At 57.2% G+C, this 15,309-nt stretch carries 15 protein-coding genes, 1 other RNA gene and 1 riboswitch; of the genes, 7 read left to right on the forward strand and 9 right to left on the reverse strand.

All coding sequences use genetic code 11. The annotated features are described in order from the left end of the window. Nucleotides 1–19 precede the first annotated feature (19 nt). The 4 genes from recR to AC2FJZ_RS14610 all read right to left on the reverse strand — a co-directional run bounded on the left by recR (nt 20) and on the right by AC2FJZ_RS14610 (nt 3,883). A complete protein-coding gene (gene recR / locus AC2FJZ_RS14595) occupies nt 20–613 on the reverse strand; it encodes a recombination mediator RecR (RefSeq protein ID WP_496778471.1) in 594 nt (197 codons plus the stop codon). Nucleotides 614–677: 64 nt separating this feature from the next. Further along, entirely contained in the window at nt 678–1,031 is a 354-nt protein-coding gene (locus AC2FJZ_RS14600; RefSeq protein ID WP_050604985.1) for a YbaB/EbfC family nucleoid-associated protein, read from the reverse strand. A 131-nt stretch (nt 1,032–1,162) separates the two neighbouring features. Next, nucleotides 1,163–2,032 (reverse strand): TauD/TfdA dioxygenase family protein, encoded by an 870-nt coding sequence (locus AC2FJZ_RS14605; protein WP_496778473.1) that lies wholly within the window; start codon nt 2,030–2,032, stop codon nt 1,163–1,165. Between the two features lie 87 nt (nt 2,033–2,119). Beyond that, a complete protein-coding gene (locus AC2FJZ_RS14610; protein WP_496778475.1) occupies nt 2,120–3,883 on the reverse strand; it encodes a DNA polymerase III subunit gamma/tau in 1,764 nt (587 codons plus the stop codon). Nucleotides 3,884–4,055: 172 nt separating this feature from the next. Between AC2FJZ_RS14610 and AC2FJZ_RS14615 the strand changes: the two genes are divergently transcribed. Further along, nucleotides 4,056–4,556 carry a protein-tyrosine phosphatase family protein gene (locus AC2FJZ_RS14615; RefSeq protein ID WP_496670014.1) on the forward strand — a complete coding sequence of 167 codons (501 nt, stop codon included), beginning with the start codon at nt 4,056–4,058 and terminating at the stop codon, nt 4,554–4,556. Between the two features lie 2 nt (nt 4,557–4,558). Here the strand turns inward: AC2FJZ_RS14615 and AC2FJZ_RS14620 are convergent, their stop codons facing one another. Further along, nucleotides 4,559–4,966 (reverse strand): hypothetical protein, encoded by a 408-nt coding sequence (locus AC2FJZ_RS14620; RefSeq protein ID WP_496778477.1) that lies wholly within the window; start codon nt 4,964–4,966, stop codon nt 4,559–4,561. 91 nt (nt 4,967–5,057) lie between these two features. After that, nucleotides 5,058–5,279, reverse strand: a riboswitch (cobalamin riboswitch). A gap of 131 nt (nt 5,280–5,410) precedes the next feature. Between AC2FJZ_RS14620 and AC2FJZ_RS14625 the strand changes: the two genes are divergently transcribed. Continuing rightward, nucleotides 5,411–6,268 carry an alpha/beta hydrolase family protein gene (locus AC2FJZ_RS14625; protein ID WP_496778479.1) on the forward strand — a complete coding sequence of 286 codons (858 nt, stop codon included), beginning with the start codon at nt 5,411–5,413 and terminating at the stop codon, nt 6,266–6,268. 36 nt (nt 6,269–6,304) lie between these two features. On the opposite strand, the gene rsgA is transcribed toward AC2FJZ_RS14625, so the two are convergent. The 3 genes from rsgA to AC2FJZ_RS14640 all read right to left on the reverse strand — a co-directional run bounded on the left by rsgA (nt 6,305) and on the right by AC2FJZ_RS14640 (nt 9,498). Further along, nucleotides 6,305–7,333 carry a ribosome small subunit-dependent GTPase A gene (rsgA, locus tag AC2FJZ_RS14630; RefSeq protein ID WP_496778481.1) on the reverse strand — a complete coding sequence of 343 codons (1,029 nt, stop codon included), beginning with the start codon at nt 7,331–7,333 and terminating at the stop codon, nt 6,305–6,307. A 158-nt stretch (nt 7,334–7,491) separates the two neighbouring features. Then, nucleotides 7,492–7,590, reverse strand: an RNA gene (ffs, locus tag AC2FJZ_RS14635) — signal recognition particle sRNA small type. Nucleotides 7,591–7,629: 39 nt separating this feature from the next. Then, nucleotides 7,630–9,498, reverse strand: a complete 1,869-nt coding sequence (locus AC2FJZ_RS14640) for a bifunctional 2',3'-cyclic-nucleotide 2'-phosphodiesterase/3'-nucleotidase (protein WP_496778482.1) — start codon at nt 9,496–9,498, stop codon at nt 7,630–7,632. 183 nt (nt 9,499–9,681) lie between these two features. On the opposite strand from AC2FJZ_RS14640, the gene nudC reads away from it, so the two are divergent. From nudC to AC2FJZ_RS14655, 3 genes are read left to right on the forward strand one after another with little or no spacing between them, the layout of a single operon-like run. Next, the gene (gene nudC / locus AC2FJZ_RS14645; protein WP_496778484.1) at nt 9,682–10,665 is read left to right on the forward strand and encodes an NAD(+) diphosphatase; all 984 of its coding nucleotides are present in this window, start codon (nt 9,682–9,684) and stop codon (nt 10,663–10,665) included. Between the two features lie 37 nt (nt 10,666–10,702). Beyond that, nucleotides 10,703–11,170: an SRPBCC family protein gene (locus AC2FJZ_RS14650; protein ID WP_496778486.1), complete on the forward strand. Its 468-nt coding sequence runs from the start codon at nt 10,703–10,705 to the stop codon at nt 11,168–11,170. A gap of 49 nt (nt 11,171–11,219) precedes the next feature. Beyond that, entirely contained in the window at nt 11,220–11,762 is a 543-nt protein-coding gene (locus tag AC2FJZ_RS14655; RefSeq protein WP_496778488.1) for a chloramphenicol phosphotransferase CPT family protein, read from the forward strand. A 4-nt stretch (nt 11,763–11,766) separates the two neighbouring features. On the opposite strand, the gene AC2FJZ_RS14660 is transcribed toward AC2FJZ_RS14655, so the two are convergent. Continuing rightward, the gene (locus AC2FJZ_RS14660; protein WP_050604995.1) at nt 11,767–12,600 is read right to left on the reverse strand and encodes a prephenate dehydratase; all 834 of its coding nucleotides are present in this window, start codon (nt 12,598–12,600) and stop codon (nt 11,767–11,769) included. Nucleotides 12,601–12,720: 120 nt separating this feature from the next. Between AC2FJZ_RS14660 and AC2FJZ_RS14665 the strand changes: the two genes are divergently transcribed. Both AC2FJZ_RS14665 and AC2FJZ_RS14670 read left to right on the forward strand, forming a co-directional pair. Further along, nucleotides 12,721–13,233 carry a c-type cytochrome gene (locus tag AC2FJZ_RS14665; RefSeq protein WP_050605039.1) on the forward strand — a complete coding sequence of 171 codons (513 nt, stop codon included), beginning with the start codon at nt 12,721–12,723 and terminating at the stop codon, nt 13,231–13,233. A 170-nt stretch (nt 13,234–13,403) separates the two neighbouring features. Beyond that, entirely contained in the window at nt 13,404–15,308 is a 1,905-nt protein-coding gene (locus AC2FJZ_RS14670; protein ID WP_496670006.1) for an extracellular solute-binding protein, read from the forward strand. Nucleotide 15,309: the final 1 nt, after the last annotated feature.

Here is a 15,309-nt window from a genome sequence, read left to right on the forward strand (position 1 = left end):
AGAGAACTGGGAATTTGAGCTACAGTTCCTTCCGCGCCCTGAGCGCGGCCGTTATCGTCCCGTCATCCAGATAATCCAACTCACCCCCAATCGGCACACCCTGCGCCAGCGAAGTCAGGCGTACCTGCCCCTCCAACTGATCGGCAATGTAATGGGCGGTGGTCTGGCCGTCGACGGTCGCATTCAGCGCCAGAATGATTTCGGTGATCCCCTCGGAAGTCACCCGATCCCTGAGACGGGGAATGCGCAATTCATTCGGGCCAACCCCGTCCAGCGCAGACAATGTGCCGCCAAGAACGTGGTAGCGGCCTTTGAAAACAGCCGCGCGTTCCATCGCCCAAAGGTCGGCAACATCCTCGACCACGCACAGCTCTCCGGTCGCGCGGGCCTCATTGTCGCAGATATCGCAGATGTCGGTGGTGCCCACGTTACCGCAATTCAGGCATTCACGAGCGGTAATGGCGACCTGCTGCATGGCATCAGATAAGGGCGTCAGCAGAAGGGCACGTTTGCGGATCAGATGCAGAACGGCGCGACGGGCCGAACGGGGGCCGAGGCCGGGCAGCTTGGCCATCAGTTCGATCAAATTGTCTATGTCGTTGTTGGAACTCAATCCGCACGCTCCTGCAAATGGGCCGGGCAAGCGGGCCCGGCCTCTGGGTCGTCAGGAGTGTCTATCAGAACGGCAGCTTGATGTCTGCGGGCAAGCCCATGCCTTCGGTCAGTTTTGCCATTTCCTCCTGAGAACGCTCAGTCGCTTTGGATTGGGCATCCTTGATCGCGGCCAGGATCAGGTCTTCGACCACTTCCTTGTCGTCGCCGTTAAAAATGGACGGGTCGATGTCCAGACCTTTCAGGTCGCCCTTGGCCGTTGCAGTTGCCTTGACCAAGCCAGCCCCAGATTCACCGACAACCATCATGTTGTTCAGCTCTTCCTGCATTTCGGTCATTTTCGTTTGCAGATCCTGCGCGGATTTCATCATCTTGGCCATGTCGCCCAGACCGCCAAGCCCGCCGAGTCCTTTCAGCATTGGTATTCTCCTGTGTCTCTGTTTGGGTTCTAGATACGGGCCGCAGCCGCGTGGCACAAGAGTTGTCCCGCCGGTCGGAGAGCCCTTTGGCATGACCGATGACTCGAAGCGGGCGCGGGAGGGATGGTTTTTCAAACCACACGAACTGCGTTTAAACCATCAGACTCGGTTACAGAGCTACAAATAGATTTCAGCGTTCTTGGATGGTTGTAGTCCCAGGGACGGCCACGATGCATCGTTGCGCGTTCATCCCAGATCAGAACGTCTCCGACTGACCATTGGTGCGAATAGACATATTCGGGCTGCGTGCAGAACGCGATGGCTTCGTCCAGCAGGATCTGGCTTTCTTCATGCCCCATTCCTTCGATGGCAAAGGCGTGCGAGGCGATGAACAAAGCTTCTTCTCCGGTCACTGGATTTGGCCAGATTGCGCGCCATGGGCGATCCGGCCATCGCGTCATTTTCGGCAGCGCAGCGAGGTCGGCTGAAATCTTTGATCGGGAATGTGACAACCGATGCCAGATGATGGCATCCTTGAGGGCGGATTTCAGATGATCTGGCATATCCGCCCAAGCGGCACGCGTCGACGCGAGTTCTGTTTCACCGCCGGATGGAGGTACGACTTTCGCAGTTAGCATGTTGATCAGCGCTGGCGTCGGCAGGAACGTGCTGTCCGTGTGCCACAACATGTTGGCCTGCAAGTCCAACAGGCGCAAATCGTCTCTCGCACTCAGTCCATCCTTAGTCTTGTTTGTCAGCTCGGGAAGCTGAAACTCAATATCGCGACCCGCTGCCATGGCTTCCCGGTTTTCCAATGGCCCAAAAAGTTCGGCAAGGCGCATGTGATCCGCGTCAGATATCGATTGCGCAGGAAACAAGAGCGCAGAATGGGTTTCGAACGCTTGCCGAATTTCCGGAAAATAACGCTGTTTGGTGACGTCGCGCAGATCCAGGTCGTGAACGACCAATCCGAAACGTGGGTGCAGTGGTGACGTTCGCATGCAATCCCTCCCTAACATCATGGAAGGGTGTAATCGTTTGAAGTGTCAATCTGCTTCGTTTGCGACACGGGATCGAGCGCTTTTGGGTCAGTCTTCCTCGAACGGGTCCCATTCATCTTCGACTTCGGGAAGCGCTTCGGTTTCGACTTGGGCAGCGCGTTGCTCTGGCGTCTCGATTTTTGTGATCTTTGCCTTGGGAAATTGAGCAAGCACAGCCTGAACCAGAGGGTGTTGTTCGGCTTCGGCTTTCAGGGCTAGCTCGGCCTCGTCCCGTATTTCCGCAATTGTCGGTGCATCCCCGTTCGAGACTATCGACACAGCCCACCGGTTTCCGGTCCAGCGTTGCAGGGCAGAACCCAACCGGGGCGCAAGGTCGGCCGGTGCCTGCGCGGCAGGGGTGAATTCGATCCGACCGGGTTGATAAGACACCAGCCGCACGCCGTTTTCCACTTCGACCAGAAGCTTCACGTCGCGGTTGGCACGGATCAGTTCGACCACATGCTCAAAGGTCGGATACCGGGCCAGGGCCGTCTGGACATCCTGTGCCAATGCGGCAACGGGCGCGCCGATTGGGCCGCGTGGGGGCGCTGCGTATGCAGGTGCCGCGGCCGCGCTGGCCTGTAAAGGCACTGCGCCCTGCCGAGACACCGAAGCGCCGCCACCAGGTCCACCAGCCGGAGGTGGCGGGGCATCCTGCAACCGTTTGATTAATTCTTCAGGGCTGGGCAGATCGGCCACATGGGTCAGGCGGATAACGGCCATCTCAGCGGCCATCATGGCATTGGGCGCGGCAGAGACTTCTTCTAGCGCCTTCAGCAGCATCTGCCACATTCGGGTCAGGACACGCATCGGCAGGGCCTCTGCCATGTGCTGGCCACGGCTCCGTTCATCCGGCGAAACAGTCGGGTCTTCGGCGGCGTCGGGCGTGATCTTTACGACGGACACCCAATGCGTGATTTCGGCCAGATCGCGCAAGACGGCCAACGGGTCTGCGCCTTCTGCGTATTGTCCGCTCAGTTCCGTCAGCGCGCCAGCGGCATCGCCACGCAGGATCATGTCCATCAGGTCCAGAACGCGGCCACGGTCCGCAAGTCCCAGCATTGCGCGGACCTGTTCGGCCGTGGTTTCACCCGCCCCATGCGAAATTGCCTGATCCAGCAGCGAGGTTGCATCCCTTGCCGATCCTTCTGCTGCGCGGGTGATCAGCGCCAGAGCATCTTCGGCGATCTGAGCGTTTTCGGCAGCCGCGATCTTTTGCAGAAGGCCGATCATGTCCTCTGGTTCGATCCGGCGCAAATCAAAGCGCTGACAGCGGGACAGAACCGTGACAGGCACTTTGCGGATTTCGGTGGTTGCGAAGATGAATTTCACATGTTCAGGCGGTTCCTCAAGCGTCTTGAGCAGCGCGTTGAAGGCGCTGGTCGAGAGCATGTGAACCTCGTCGATAATGTAGATTTTGTAACGTGCGCTGGCGGCGCGATAGCGGACACTGTCGATGATCTCGCGGATGTCGTTCACACCGGTTCGGCTGGCGGCGTCCATCTCCATCACATCGACATGGCGGCCTTCCATGATCGCCACGCAATGTTCGCATTGGCCGCAAGGTTCGGTCGTTGGGCTGCCAGCGCCGTCGGGACCGATGCAGTTCATACCCTTGGCGATGATCCGCGCGGTGGTGGTTTTACCGGTGCCGCGAATGCCGGTCATGATGAAAGCCTGCGCAATCCGGTCCGCTTCGAATGCGTTTTTCAGGGTGCGCACCATGGCATCCTGGCCCACCAGATCGGCAAAGGTTTCCGGGCGATATTTGCGGGCGAGAACCTGATAGGCGGGGCTGGGAGTGTCGGTCATGTTTTCTCGGTCGGATTCGGGGCTTCGGCACAGCGTAGTGGCCGCTGTCGTTTACGTCCACAGCATGGCGCGATGATTTTTGATTTAGAAACCGGCCGGTTTCGCACTAAGCTGTTCCAACAGATTTAAAGACTCATATTTGTAACGAGTTCTGGGTGGAGGACACAGGTTCATGTCGCAGCTGGTTATCTATGCTTTGCAAGTCGCAGGGGGAACGCTTGCCCTGACGTCGATGCCCGGACGCGGTGGTGATTACGGGGGTGATCTTGAAACGATTGCGGCATGGAAGCCGGGGCTTGTTGTTTCAATGACAACGGATGTCGAGCTGCTTCAGCATGGGGCGCAGGATTTCGGCAGCGATATCCAAAGCCGCGCGAGCCGATGGGTGCATCTGCCGATCGAAGACTTTGGTGCACCTACTGCAGCAGTTGAAGAGGCATGGCCCGGCGTCAGCGCCGCCGCCCGGCACGCCCTGGCTGGAGGAGGCCGGGTGCTGGTGCATTGTCGGGGCGGCTGCGGCAGGTCGGGGATGGTTGTCCTGAGGCTGATGGTCGAATGCGGCGAGCGGGCAGACAAGGCCCTTGAGCGTTTGCGGGTGTTGCGTCCCTGTGCAGTGGAAACAGATGCCCAACTGGCCTGGGCGGCACGGGAATTTCAGACTCAGGTCGTGTAGTCTTAGGCCGAAAGATGTTCAGGCGCGTGCACGGGTTTGCGGGGCCGCAGCGTTATAACCTCGATCATCGCGCAGGGTGGGTCTGCAATGAGGCCGGATGGCAAGGTGGTGAACGTATTCCCAAAGATCAGATCGGCGTACGCGTTCAGGTCCTCGGGCTGAACTTCAGACTGTGTGCCGCAAAAGATGCGAATTCTGTCTGATTGAGCTCGAATGGTTGCGTGGCACCCTTCCGCGCAATGCGCCAATTCACTGCCGCCATCAAACTCGAATTCGTCGCCTGTGGCCGCTGTGGCCTGAGTCATAGCCTCGGAAACCGAGCGCGCAAGTCGCGCCAAGGCGGGGCAGGTTTTGCCTGTCCGCTGACATACCGTTGCGCTGTATTCATGTGTCTTTGTCTTCCAGATCATCCTGCGCCCTCCGCGCGTGTTGGACAGGAAGATCGGGTCAGGTGGGACGGCAAAGTGCAGTCAGGACCTGCCCGGACACCCCGCCCGAGTTTCGGTTTCAATTCCGATGGCAGGTCTCCTGACTTGCGGGTCTTGGCTTTGCCGACCTTCCCAGCCCTGGGGGCCAGTGGTGTTTTGGCATCGCTCACCGCTTACAGTTGCGGGGGCAGTCGCGGATTTGGTTTGCACCCGAATGACCAGGCTGAACCGCACCGTGTTCCCTTTTCATCCCGACCCCTTGTGGGGGACAGGAACCATCACACAACCGCTAGCGTCTGACCCGGTGCCGAGTCAAGCTGATCTTTTCGCCCGACGTTTGGTCATGCTGGATGGGTGGAAAGTTCCCGCGTAGAGTCTTCACCATTGAAGGTAAGCAAGTAAATTTTCAGCGCAGGGTCAGGGATCATGTTGGACACAGAGCAGGCGGTTTTGACCGAAGATTTCCTCTTTCCGTCCGGGTCGACGACCCTATCAGCGCGGCTGTACCGACTGATCACAGAACCCGAGACCGTGGTTGTTCTGAACAGCGCAACAGGCGTGCCGCGCGACTATTATCGCCACTTCGCACGTTGGCTGGCTGCAGAGCGAGGCATGGCGTGCCTGACATATGACTACCGGGATTTTGGGCATTCTCTGACCGGCCGTATGAAGGATGCACGTGCGACAATGGCGGATTGGGCTTTGATCGACATGCCAGCGGCGCGGGCGGAAATGCGCAGGCGCTATCCTGATGCGCAGCAGTGGACCATTGGTCATTCGATAGGTGCGATGCTGGGGCCGGTTCAGCCGGATATTGATCTGATCGATCGAATGATTTCCGTGTGTTCGGGGCTAGTGACCCTGAGTGATCACCCGTGGCCTTATCGAGGATTGGCCGGTGTGTTCTGGTATGGGCACGCGCCATTGCTGGTAAAAGCGCTGGGCTATCTGCCGGGAAAGGCAATCGGGTTTGGCGCGGACTTGCCGGCCTCGGTCTACTGGCAATGGCGCAAATGGTGCACGGCACCTTTGAGTTATGTGCCTGAAATCGGACAATACCTTCCGGAGACGCGTTGGGACGGCTCTCGTACACCCGTGGACTTGTTCACTTTCGAAGACGACCAGATGGTCCCGCCAGAAGCGGTCTGGCGGCTTGCCGACCTTTATGGCACCGAGGCTAAGCGGCACCTGCTTAGGTCTGATGATTTCGGATTGCCGGAGATTGGCCATATCGGAGCATTTGCCCGGCGCAATGCGGCAGTATGGCCGCGCCTGATCGCTTGACCAGGCGCGGCACACGAATTGACGTACACCTTCCAGCTATCGCCCTTTGCGCAGTTTTTGTTCCTGCATGACACCCCGCACCATCTTACCAAACGCTTTGTCCCGCGCCCGGGATTGGGCGACAGTTTCCGAGTTGCGCTGATCTTCGCGCCGAAGTTTTCGCCAACGATCCAAGCGGGCAGGATCAAGCACGCCTTGGTTGATTGCCTGCTGTACCGCGCAGCCTGGCTCGGAGTCGTGCTGACAATCTGAAAAGCGGCAGTTCAGGCCAAGTTCGGTGAGGTCTGAAAAAACTTCGTCGATACCGTCCTGAGCGTCCAGCAAGCGCAAAGCGCGCATTCCAGGCGTGTCGATCAGCCAGCCGCCGTTGCGCATCCGATGTAATGCGCGTGCCGTAGTTGTGTGCCGACCGCGAGCGTCGTCCTCTCGAATACCTGACGTGGCAAGATCTTGATCGGTCAAGGCGTTGGACAGTGTCGTCTTGCCAACACCTGACGACCCAACCAGCGCGCCCGTCTGGCCTTTAGGACACCAGGACAGAACCGTTTCAATTTCCGCTGGGTCCAGTGCGTTGATTGCCAGAACTGTCAGATACGGGTCCAGGGCCTGCACCTGTCCTGAGAAACGCTTGGGGTCATTAGATTTGTCAGCCTTTGTCAGGACAATGACTGGGTAACATCCTGCTTGATGCGCAAGCGCCAGATAACGCTCTAGCCGGGGCGGGTTGAAATCTGCGTTGCACGAACTGACGATGAACAGCACATCGACATTGGCTGCGATCAGTTGCGTTGCAGCACCTGTACCTGCAGCTCGTCGTTGCAGTAGGCTGCGCCGGTCGAGCAGATGGTGAACGCGTTTGTCGTTGTCAGTGAGAACCCAGTCTCCGACGGCATAGCTACCGGTCGATTGATCAGGGGTCAGCAGTGGAAATTCGCCCTCTGGGTTCAGCCCGATTAGGCGGTCCCGATGAACAGAAGCGATGCGAAAAGGCGTGCACGAAGGATGAGCCGCGTGTTGCGCGGCAAAATGAGAGGACCATCCCAGGTCCGAAAGAGAAGAATGCATTGGTCTGCCTGTTGTCAGAAACAGCAATCCCAACGGATGGCGATCGCGCATCCCCGGGTCATGTGTTCAGGCAGTCGGCTGGTATTGTGAGATCAGAACCGTACTGCCCGAAGGGTTTTTGTTACAATCATAAAGCCCTCCTGCGGCTAACGTTCATGAAGTGAGAGGTTGGACATCGACCCAAGCGGGGCTCGTTGTGGCTGCTTCCTTCCGGACCTGACCAGGTTGGCGAGGCGCTCGCCCGCGCCAACCTCTCGACTCTGGATATAGGGAAGGCAGAGGAAAAAGACAACCCGTCAGAACGTCAGATGGATACGCTCGAATCCTGTGTCATCGGGGCTGAGCACCTTGGGATCGAACTTGAGCAATTCATCAATGTGTTTAAGGGCACCCGGCCCTGTTCGAAGTACGGTTTTTGTGCCCGCTTGGGCTGCCAATGTAAACGGATAGGGGTGCCGCGTTATTGGATCGGGAGGAAGGCGATCAGACAGATAATCCCGCACCAGGTCCTTGATATCGAGAGGCGGCAGATTGATATGCCGGGCTGCGGATGCCGCAGGAAAATGCCCCCCTCCGCTGGTGCGATAATTGTTGCAAGCCAGTACAAGCCTTTGTGTGGGAGGAACGGATTGGCCACCAATTTGCAGATCACGAACCCGCCTGTTGTCTGGGTCGATCACCCGTCCTTCGACGTCGAAACGTGCAGGTTGCGACAGATCGATTTGATAGGTCAGTCCAAAGATGACGTCGAAATTATATCCGGCCCGCTCGGGGTTGATCAGATCCGTTTCGAAATCGGGCGCAAGCTGGTTGAACACGCTTGCCGACATTTCAAGCCAATCCAGCAATTCTGCACCATTGATCTGGATCGCCCGCAACTCATTGCTATACGGATACAGGTCAGCAACATGGCGCAGGCATATTTGTCCCGCCGGTACATTTGTATAATGTCGGGGGCCAGCGCGTCCGCCGCTTTTGGCCGGTGCAACGGCTGACAGAAGCGGTAACTCTTCCAACGCGGAACCGTGCAAGAAAGGGCGCACTGCAGAGGCCTGAGCAGCGGCAGCCAGAGCCAGCCCGCGATCTGGCAGGCAGAAGCTGAAATAGCTATGCATGGCGTCTGGCACTTGCGCGACAGGTTTGGCTACTGCGTCACGGGTCTGACGATGGGCATCGGCGAGCAGGCGCACCATGTCCTGATCTTCGTCAACTGCCGCGCCGGCCACAAGAAACGGGCGCAGTTCTGCGCGACACTCTGCAATGCTGAACCCGGCATCCGGCCGCGGAGCGACAACTAGGTCTATTACGCCAAGGTAAGACCCGGCAGAACCGGCCATGACAACCGGTGTCCCGTGCACCAACCCTTTTGTTTGATTGAGATACGAGGTGTTGGCATTGGCGCGACTTGGAAGGGTCAGATGCGTGTGCCCGGCAACAATGGCGTCGATTCCGTCGATGGCGGCCAAAGGGATGACGGCATTCTCCATACCTTCTGCAGCCTCTGATTGGCCCAGTCCGGAATGGGCAAGCATCACGATCAGATCACACCCTTTGGCGCGCAAAAGCTCTGTCAGCTCGCGGGCGGTGGTTAGGATGTCTTCGGCTATGACCGTTCCGTTCAGGTGATGCTCTTCCCAGCACGTTGTCTGCGGCGGAAGAACGGAAATCAGGCCGATACGAAGGGGTATGTTTAGGTCGCCCACAGGAACGGTGCGGTCCAGTATCGTATACCTCTGCCACGTTTGCTGACCGTCCAAACGATGCAGGTTGCTGCACAAAACCGGGCACGGGGCTTGTGAGAGGATATTGTCCAATTTTGGTAACCCGAACCCAAAATCATGGTTGCCAAGACCCACGGCGTCATAATCCAGCTTTGTGAAGGCCTGCATCAACGGATGCGGCGTGTCGTTCCGCGCTGCCCACTCGCCCAGTGGAGTTCCCTGTATCGCGTCCCCATTGTCCACCAACAGAACCAACGCATCACTGGCTTCCTGGCGAGCTGCGCGGATCAGGCTGGCGGTACGCGTCAGTCCAAGCGTCGGGTCCGGTGTGTCTGTGTAATAGTCAAAACCTGTCAGATGCATATGCAGGTCGGTCGTGGCCAGAATGCGTACGCGTCCGCAGTCTTTTGCGGGGCGTATCTGAGTCGATGGGTTTTGCTTCACTTTAAAAAGTCTGCTTTTGACTAAGGTAATTGATCAAATGGTACAGGGCGTAACTTAAATGATTTTTCCGAGGCTACCATGCGGCTTTTCGGCGGCAGTCTCACGTGTTGCAAGAGCCGGAATTGCGATTGCAACACGGGCACAGACATGGCAGCCCTGTGCGCAGGACCAGAAGGACATCGAATGAAAAACGCAGAGCAGGTGACGTTTGGCGGCTCGGGCCTGGATCGGGCCGCTCATTTGCGCGGGAATGCCGAATCAATTGCCGAAGCGATGCGCAACCCGACCGCACAGTGCATGATGGTGTGGCGGGGGAAAATCCTGGTTGCAGGCGACGGGCTGGATCAGCTTGCTTTACTGCCGATGACGCATCCGCTGGTCAGCGACGGGCCCGGTGGGGTAGTTGAGGCCCCGGTTTTTTTGGGTATGACCGCCGAAGATGCGCCTTTTTTTGCGGTGGATATCTCGGCCTGGACGGCAGAAGGTCTGGACCTGACCGGACTGGGCGAGTTCGTAGACAAGTCTGAACAGCAGCACCCGGATTTGCCGGAAGGGTATGTGTTCGCCGAATTGCGCCGGATCATGACGCGATTGTCGGCGCGGGATGCCGAACTGGCCGCGACGGCCAAAGCGGTTATCGGCTGGCACGAAACGCATCGATTTTGCGCGCGCTGCGGTGCCGCCAGTGAGATATCGCAAGGTGGTTGGCAACGCAGTTGTCCGTCATGCGGCGGGCAACATTTCCCGCGCACCGACCCGGTTGTGATCATGCTGATCACGCATGGGGACAGTGTGCTGATGGGGCGGTCTCCGGGTTGGCCCGAGGGTATGTTTTCGTTGCTGGCGGGCTTTGTCGAGCCCGGAGAAACCCTTGAAGCCGCCGTGCGCCGCGAGGTGATGGAAGAGGCGGGCGTGCCCGTCGGGGACGTTTCCTATCTGTCCAGTCAGCCCTGGCCATTCCCGGCTTCGTTGATGTTTGGCTGCGCGGGAGAGGCGTTGTCGCGTGACATCGTGATTGATCCCGTCGAGATTGAAGAGGCCATGTGGGTAAGTAAATCCGAGATGATGCAAGCATTTGCCGGGGACCATCCAAACCTGCTGCCCGCCCGAAAAGGTGCAATCGCCCATTTTCTTCTTGAGAACTGGCTTGCGGATACGTTGGACTAACGAAATATAGGAGCGGCCATAATCTTCAAAGGGTATCATGCAGTTTTTAGCGCGAGAGGATATCGAAGCCCCAATTAACGCGGTGTTCGATATGGTGTCGGATTTCGAGCGGTTCGAACGTATGGCAATGCGTCGGGGAATCGACGTAAGGCGCTCGGGTTCGGAGGCGATCTTTGCTGCGGGAACTGAATGGCAGACAGAGTTCAAGCTGCGCGGCAAATTGCGCGAGATGTCAGTGGTGATGACAGATTACGACCGGCCTTCGCAAATGCGTTTTGAAGCCAGCAGCAAGGGCATGACCGGTCTGACGAGTGTGGATTTTCTAGCCCTGTCGCCACGCAGAACGCGCCTGAGCCTTGAGATGTCGCTGGCCGCCAAGACTTTGCCTGCGCGCCTGTTGCTGCAATCGGTGAAGTTGGGCCAGTCCCGGTTTCGCAAACAGCTGCAATCCCGGCTGAGTGAATTTGCGCGTGAGTTGGAACAGCGTCATCTGCATGGGGCATAGAGAATACTGTTACTCTGTTTCTTGTGTTGATTAAGCGGAAGAGGCCCGGATGTCGCACATCATCTTTCTGCACGGCGCATCGAGCAGCGGAAAATCGACCATAGCGCGGGCCTTGCAGCAGAGGATCGAACTGCCGTTCTGGCACATTTCCATTGATCATCTGCGCGAGTCCGGGGTTTTGCCGCTGACTCGATACCGCAACAAAGAGTTTGATTGGCGCGCTGACAGATCTGCGGTTTTTGACGGATTTCATCAGTCGCTGGCGGGATATGCTGCAGCGGGCAACAATCTGATCGTGGAACACATTTTGGACACCCCGGGTTGGGTCGAAGATCTGCACAGGCTGCTTCGACCTTTCGACGTGCTTTTTGTTGCAGTTCGCTGTCCGGTCGCGGAGTTAAACGCACGTGAGCGTTTGCGCGGTGATCGTCCAATTGGAAGCGCAGCGCAGGATCACTCTGAAATCCATGCCGGAAGGGTCCACGATATGGAAATAAACTCAACTGTAGGTGTCGAGTTTAATGTACAAACGATCCTTCAGGTGTGGCGCAGCAACCTGCGCCAGTCTGAATTTGCCCGATCGAAGGAATAGAACCCTAGCCGCGCGGTTGCGCTGCCGGGTAGACGCCCAGGATTTCAACATTGGTTGTGAAATGCTCTAACTCATCCATGGCCAGTTGAACATTTCGGTCGTCAGGGTGCCCGACTATGTCTGCGTAGAACTGTGTCGCGGTGAAGGATCCGTCGACCATATAGCTTTCCAGCTTGGTCATGTTGATCCCGTTGGTGGCAAAGCCGCCCATCGCCTTATACAGCGCCGCAGGGATATTGCGGACCTGAAACACAAAGCTGGTGATCATGCCGTGTTCGCCGCGACGTGACAGATCGGACTGGCGAGACATCACAAGGAAACGGGTCGTGTTGTCGTCACTGTCCTCGATATGGCGGGCCAGAACATTCAGATTGTAAATCTCACCCGCCAGTTCGCTGGCCAACGCAGCAGAGTGGGGGTCGCCTACCTCGGCCACCTCGCGCGCGGCGCGCGCGTTATCCGGGCTGACGCGTCCGCGTATGCCATGCTGTTTCAGAAAACCGGCGCATTGCGGCAGCAGCACCAGATGGGAATGGGCCTCGGTGACGTCTTCCAGTTTTGCGCCTGGGACAGCCAACAGGTTGATATGCACCCGCACGAATGCCTCGTCGATGACATGCAACCCGCTATGGGGCAACAGACGATGAATATCGGCAACCCGGCCGTAGGTTGTGTTTTCGACTGGAAGCATCGCCAGATCCGCGGCACCGGAACGAACCGATTCGATCACATCTTCGAATGTGCGGCAGGGCAGGGCTTCCATATCGGGCCGAGCGTTGCGGCAGGCTTCGTGACTGTAGGCGCCGGGTTCGCCCTGAAAAGCAATGCGATTGGTCATTTGGTCGATTCCATGCAACAAGTTCGCGATTTTGTCGTTTCGTCGCGGTGTCTATACCTTGCCTCTCGCAAGGGGAAGCCTTAGACAGCAGCCCAGACAGCTGAAATGGACACGCGATCAATGTTCGACACGATGACAGTTACCAAGGCCGCCGCAGGCCTGTTCGGCACTTTCCTGGTGCTGCTTCTGGCCAAATGGGGGGCAACCGTCCTCTATTCTTCCGGTGGCCATGGCTCGGCTGAGGCCGCCTACATTATCGAAACCGAAAGCTCGGGCGAAAGCGCCGACGGCGAAGAAGTGGTCTTCGAAGACCTGCTGGCCGCCGCTGACGTTGAGAAAGGCGCTAAAGTATTCCGCAAGTGCACCGCGTGCCACAAGCTGGAAGACGGCGCAAATGGAACCGGCCCTTACCTGTACGGCGTTGTTGATCGCCCGGTCGCCTCGGCCAACGGTTTCACCGGTTATTCGGCCAGCATGCAGGCGCATGGCGGCAATTGGACGCCTGAAGCGCTGGATGCGTTCATTGAGCGCCCAAGTGCCTATATCTCGGGCACATCGATGAGTTTTGCCGGTCTGAAAAAGCCGCAGGACCGTGCAGACCTGATCGCTTACCTGCAGACAATCGGCAACTGATTGCCTGACAGATCAAAAAATTCGAAAGCCGCTGCCATACGCAGCGGCTTTTTTTGTCTGAAGGAAACTTCACAAAGCGCTCACGCGTTCTAAACTTGAATTTGTCAGTGTTGGCAATTTAGCTAGCTGTTACGACATTTAAGATGCCCATGACCCAAAGGACGAGCCACATGATATCCCTGATGCCCGCTGCACGTGATCTGAAGTTACGGCCCTGGGCTGGCATATTGGGGCTTTGCACTGCTTTGATCGCTCCGCAATTCGTACAGGCTTCGGATGAGGGTGTCACCAGCAGTCACGGGTACTCGTATTTCGGCAATCTGGATTATCCCGCTGATTACACGCACCTGAACTACGTGAATCCGGATGCGCCCAAAGGCGGCGAGCTTTCCTTGGCGGCCTCGGGCACGTTCGATTCTCTCAATCCCTATTCCCGAAAAGGGCGCGCTGGCGCATTGACGACGCTGCAATACGATCGCCTTTTTGAAAGTTCGGATGACAGCGTCGGGCAATATTACGGAGTATTGGCAGAAAGCCTGGAATATGACGAAGGGCGCAACTACGTCATCTTCCACTTACGGCCCGAAGCAACCTTTTGGGATGGCACTCCGGTAACGGCGGAAGATGTCGTCTATAGCCACCGCCTGTTCATCGAACAGGGCTTGCCCTCTTACGCGCAGGCCGTAGGTCGCATGGTGACTGGGGCTGAAGCGCTGGATGAACATTCCGTCAAGTTCTCGTTTAACCCCGAAGTAACCCGCCGCAGCCTGATCGAAACGGTCGGCGCGACCCCCGTATTTTCCAAAGCGTGGTTCGAAGCGGATGAGTCTAGACGCCTGGATGAGCCTCGCCTGGAAGTAGCGGTTGGATCAGGCCCTTATAAGCTTGACAGTTACGACATAAATCGTCGGATCGTTTACAAGCGCCGCGATGATTATTGGGGCAAGGATTTGCCGTTCAATGTTGGTCGGAATAATTTCGACACAATCCGCGTCGAGTATTTTGCTGATCAGACGGCGGCGTTCGAAGGTTTCAAAGCTGGTGAGTACACGCTGCGTATCGAGAACGACCCCAAGCTTTGGGCGACGGGGTATGATTTCCCGAAGCTGAGCGAAGGATCGGTCGTTCGTGATGAGATCGCGGATGGCAGCCCACCGACCCCCTCGGGTTTTGTTTTCAATCTCGGAAAACCGCAGTTGGCAGACAAGAACGTCCGTAAAGCCCTTGCTCTGGCCTTCAATTTTGAATGGGCAAACGAGTCTCTGTTGTTCGGTCTGAATTCGCCGCGCGATTCCTTTATTCAAGGTACCCCGCTTGCAGCAATAGATCTGCCCGAAGGCGATGAACTGGCGTTTTTGCAAGCGTTGGGTGACGTTGTACCCGAAGACCTACTGACAGAGCCTGCTGTTTTAACGCACGAGTCAAACCCTGCACGTCTGAACGATCGGAGAAATCTTCGCAAAGCAGCGAAAATTCTGGACGAGGCCGGTTGGCCTGTTGGCGATGGCAATGTGCGACGCAATGCCGAAGGACAGACACTGAAGCTAAATATTCCGTATCCTTCAAATCTGCCGACATCGACCGCCACCATGATCGAAACCTATGTTCAGAACTTGCAGTCTATTGGTGTGGATGCTTCGGCTGAAAAGGTTGACCCGGCGCAGTACACTCTGCGCAGCCGCGAGCGGGATTACGATATGGTCTACTCCACACGTTACGGGTCATTCCTGTCCACCGGTGGCGGGTTAAGCCAGATGTATGGATCGGAAGAAGCTGCATTCAGCCTCTTTAATCCAGCCGGGTTGGCTAGCCCCCTGGTTGACGCAATCATCGAAGCATCTTTTGAAACCGACAATCAGGCGGATCAGGACACAGCACTGATGGCGTTGGATCGCGCCCTGCGGTATGAGTTCTTCGTAGTTCCCGTAGGATACATCGCTGACTATTGGACGGCATATTACGATATGTACGAATACCCAGAAAACCTGCCACCCTATTCGCTGGGCCATCTGGATTTGTGGTGGATCAATCCGGAAAAAGAGGCCGATTTGAAGGCGAAAGGTGCACTGCGATAAC

This window comes from Ruegeria sp. CDSA079 (genome assembly GCF_059612245.1).